Origin of the sequence: Streptomyces solincola (assembly GCF_002982015.1) — a bacterium.
Classification (GTDB): domain Bacteria; phylum Actinomycetota; class Actinomycetes; order Streptomycetales; family Streptomycetaceae; genus Streptomyces; species Streptomyces solincola.
The window spans coordinates 1-3,990 of record NZ_PVLV01000397.1 but is presented as its reverse complement, the minus strand read 5'-3'; the positions used below and the strand labels follow the sequence as shown (position 1 = coordinate 3,990).

Annotated in this window: 3 protein-coding genes; 2 read left to right on the top strand and 1 reads right to left on the bottom strand. The window is 74.5% G+C overall.

What is annotated here, in order from left to right; translation table 11 throughout:
- Window positions 1-45: 45 nt before the first annotated feature.
- Complete coding sequence (locus C6N75_RS22815; RefSeq protein WP_181160581.1) at window positions 46-1,497, bottom strand: NAD(P)/FAD-dependent oxidoreductase; 1,452 nt, start codon at window positions 1,495-1,497, stop codon at window positions 46-48.
- 311 nt (window positions 1,498-1,808) lie between these two features.
- Between C6N75_RS22815 and C6N75_RS22810 the strand changes: the two genes are divergently transcribed.
- A complete protein-coding gene (locus C6N75_RS22810; protein ID WP_258177556.1) occupies window positions 1,809-2,672 on the top strand; it encodes a TetR/AcrR family transcriptional regulator in 864 nt (287 codons plus the stop codon).
- A 318-nt stretch (window positions 2,673-2,990) separates the two neighbouring features.
- Window positions 2,991-3,990, top strand: a 1,000-nt coding sequence (locus tag C6N75_RS22805; RefSeq protein WP_146132647.1) for a sigma-70 family RNA polymerase sigma factor, incomplete at its 3' end; no start/stop codon positions are given.

Genomic DNA, 3,990 nt, shown 5'->3' with positions numbered 1-3,990 from the left:
GGGCCGGGGAGGCGCTCCTCGGCCCCGCCGTTCCGGATCGGCCCTTCAGTCCTGGGACTTCGGTGCGCCGTCGGCGGTTCCGGCGCGGTAGGCGGCGTCGTCCGGTTCGGGCGGCGGCGGGCCGGCGGCGAGTTCGAACTCGGCGCGGGGGTGCTCCAGCGATCCGAGTGAGACGATCTCCCGTTTGAACAGGCCGGAGAGGGTCCACTCGGCGAGCACCCGGGCCTTGCGGTTGAAGGTGGGCACGCGGCTGAGGTGGTAGGCCCGGTGCATGAACCAGGCCGGGTAGCCCTTGAGTTTGCGTCCGTAGACGTGGGCGACGCCCTTGTGCAGGCCGAGTGAGGCGACGGAGCCGGCGTACTTGTGGGCGTACTCCTTGAGCGGCTGTCCGCGCAGGGAGGCGACCAGGTTCTCGGCGAGCACCTTGGTCTGGCGTACGGCGTGTTGGGCGTTGGGCGCGCACTCGCGGCCCGGCTCCTTGGCCGTGAGGTCGGGGACGGCGGCGGCGTCGCCGGCGGCCCAGGCGTGTTCGACGCCATCGACGGTCAGGTGGGCGGTGCACTTGAGGCGGCCGCGTTCGTTGCGGGGCAGGTCGGTGGCGGCCAGGACCGGGGCGGGCTTGACGCCGGCGGTCCACACGACGGTGCGGGTGGGGAAGCGGTTGCCGTCGCTGAGGACGGCGACCCGGTCCTCGCAGGACTCCAGGCGGGTCTCCAGGCGGACGTCGATGTTCCGGGCGCGCAGCTCCCGCACGGCGTAGACGCCCATGTCCTCGCCGACCTCGGGGAGGATGCGGCCGGTCGCCTCCACCAGCACCCATTTGAGGTCGTCGGGCTTGATGTTGTGGTAGTAGCGGGAGGTGTAGCGGGCCATGTCCTCCAGTTCCGCGAGGGCTTCCACGCCCGCGTAGCCGCCGCCGACGAAGACGAAGGTGAGGGCGGCGTCGCGGATGGCGGGATCGCGGGTGGAGGAGGCGATGTCCATCTGCTCGATGACGTGGTTGCGCAGCCCGATGGCCTCCTCGACGGTCTTGAAGCCGATGCCGTAGTCGGCAAGGCCGGGCACGGGCAGGGTGCGGGAGATGGAGCCGGGCGCGATGACCAGTTCGTCGTAGTCGAGGTACTGGGCGCCGGTGCCCTCCTCGCCGGTGGCGAGAGTGGTGAGGGTGGCGCTGCGCTTGGCGTGGTCGATGCCCCTTACCTCGCCGATGACGATCCGGCACCGGTTGAGGACCCGGCGCAGCGGGACCACCACGTGGCGCGGCGAGATGTTGCCGGCCGCGGCCTCGGGGAGGAAGGGCTGGTACGTCATGTACGGGTCGGGGGTGACCACCGTGATCTCGGCGGCGCCGCTTCTCAGCTCGTTCTTGAGCAGCCGCTGGAGGTGCAGGGCGGTGTACATCCCGACGTAACCACCGCCGACAACGAGAATGCGCACAGGTTCGGTCACCCTCCCATGAGGCAACGAGCGACGGTGTTTGTCCACAGGCTCGACCATTCGTATGACCGAACAGCGCCGGAGCGGGTGGGTGCGCCGGGGAGGTCTGGGGGAGGCTTCCGCGCAGCTCAGAGATGGTGTGAAGGGGGGCGCGCAGGGGACCGAACGGGAGCGATCCGGCCGTTGCGCTGATCGGGGGGCGCACCGGCAGGAACGGCCCCTTCTGAATTGACCCCGTCTCAACTATGTTCGTAGTCCGTCGGGGAGCCGGGTGACCACGCATGACCGGAGCGTGGCGAGCGGCCCTCCCCGGCCCGTCAGATCAGGGGGCGTCTCCGGGGGGAGACGAATTGACTATCGGGGGAACACATATGCACACGCACGTGTACGGAGTGGCGACCGCGACCGCGCCGACGGATCTCGTCGCGCGCGCGGGCGGACCGGAGGGCCTCGGTCCGCTGGACGGCGGCGGGTCGGCCGACAGCCTGGCGGACGGCTCCCGACCGGCCGACCCGGCCGCGTCGGCGGATCCGGGCCAGGGTGTCGGGGCGGTCGGCCGCTCGGCGCCGCTGCGGGTCGACGCGCAGCGGAATCTGGAGCATGTGCTGCGGGCCGCGCGCGAGGTGTTCGGCGAGCTGGGCTACGGCGCGCCCATGGAGGACGTGGCGCGTCGGGCCCGGGTGGGCGTCGGCACGGTGTACCGGCGCTTTCCCAGCAAGGACGTGCTGGTGCGCCGGATAGCCGAGGAGGAGACGGCCCGGCTGACCGCGCAGGCGCGTGCCGCCCTGGGCCAGGAGGACGAGCCGTGGTCGGCGCTGGCCCGCTTCCTGCGCACGTCCGTGGCCTCCGGCGCGGGCCGGCTGCTGCCGCCGCGGGTGCTGCGGGTCGGCGCGGACGAGCGGGCGGTGACCGGTACGGAGCCGGGCGAGCCGTTGCGGGTGCCGCAGCAGCGCGGCGGCGTTGCCGTGTCCGCCCTGGCCGCCGTGGAGTCCACGGCGATACCGGGCCCGGCCGTCGACCCGGTCGAGGAGGCCGGGGTCGGGGAGCTGCTGGAGGTCGTGGGCCGGCTCGTGGACCGGGCACGGCGGTCCGGGGAGCTGCGCGGCGATGTGACGGTGGCGGACGTGCTGCTGGTCATCGCCACCGCGGCGCCCTCGCTGCCGGACGCGGCCCAGGAGAGGGCGGCGTCCTCGCGACTGCTGGACATCCTGCTGGAGGGTCTGCGCGCCCGCTGAACCGCGGGCGCGGGCAGGCGGCGCGGCTGACGGCGGTCCGCGGGCCCCGCTGACTCCGGTCGGCGGTCCTCAGGCAGTCGGACAGCTGGACAGCCGAACAGCCGAACAGCCGAACAATTGGACAGCCGGGCGGACGCGGGGCCGCCGGCCGGTGAGGTCGGACGGGTCGGACGGTCGTACGCGGGTTCGGGCGGGTCACCGGAGGAGTGGTGCTGCGGTGACCGCCTGACGGGGTGCGGCCGCGCTGGGACGCTGGCGGGATGGTCCGATCTCGACAGCGGTACGGGAGCCTGCGGCGTGAGCGGTGACGACCGGGGCATGCCGGGTGGTCCCCGGGAGGAGAGCGAGCCGCGGGTGCCGGAGCAGGGCGGCTCGGTGCTGCCGCCGCCCCGGGAGGCGCCCCCGGCGGACGTGGAACTGGTCCAGCGGATGCGGGACGGCGACGGCACCGCGTACGAGGAGCTGTTCCGTCGCCACGCGGATGCGGTGCGCCGGTACGCCGGCGGTTGCTGCCGGGACGCCGACACCGCCGACGACCTGACGGCCGAGGTCTTCACCCGCACCCTGCACGCGGTGCGCGCCGGTGCCGGGCCGCACCACGCCGTACGCGCCTACCTGCTGACCACCGTGCGGCGGGTGGCCGCCGACTGGGCGCGGACCTCCCGGCGGGAGCACCTGGTCGAGGACTTCGCGGTGTTCGCGGACCAGACGGCCGGCAGGGCGCAGGCCCCGGGGGCCGCCGTGGTGGAGCCGGGCGCGGACGTCCGGGCGATGCGGGAGGCCGAACGCTCCCTGGCGGTACGGGCGTTCCGCTCGCTGCCGGAGCGCTGGCAGGCGGTGCTCTGGCATACGGCGGTGGAGAAGGAGTCGCCGAGCGAGGTCGCCCCGCTGTTCGGGCTGACCGCCAACGCCACCGCCGTACTGGCCAGCCGGGCCCGGGAGGGCCTGAAGCAGGCGTACCTCCAGGCCCATGTCAGCAGCGCGCTGACCGAGGGCGGGGACTGCGCCCGGTACGCGGACCGGCTCGGCGCGTACGCCCGGGGCGGGTTGCGGGCGCGGGCCGAGCGGGGCCTGCGGGCCCATCTCGCCGAATGCGCCGCGTGCAGGCTGGCGGTCGGCGAGCTGGAGCAGGTCAACTCCGGCATCCCGGCGGTGGTGCCGGTGGCGGTGATCGGCTGGTTCGCCGCGGGCGCGGCGGCCAAGGCGGTCGGCGGCGCGGTGGCCGGCGCCGGTGCCGCCGGAGCGGCCGCCGGCGCCGGAGCGGCCGCTGGGGCCGGAGCGGCCGCTGGGGCCGCGGGGGCGGGAGCCGGCGCAGGAG

Coding starts and splice junctions, on each gene's coding strand:
- C6N75_RS22810 (WP_258177556.1), top strand. CDS start 1,809: ATGCACACGCACGTGTACGGAGTGGCGACCGCGACCGCGCCGACGGAT.
- C6N75_RS22815 (WP_181160581.1), bottom strand. CDS start 1,497: ATGGTCGAGCCTGTGGACAAACACCGTCGCTCGTTGCCTCATGGGAGG.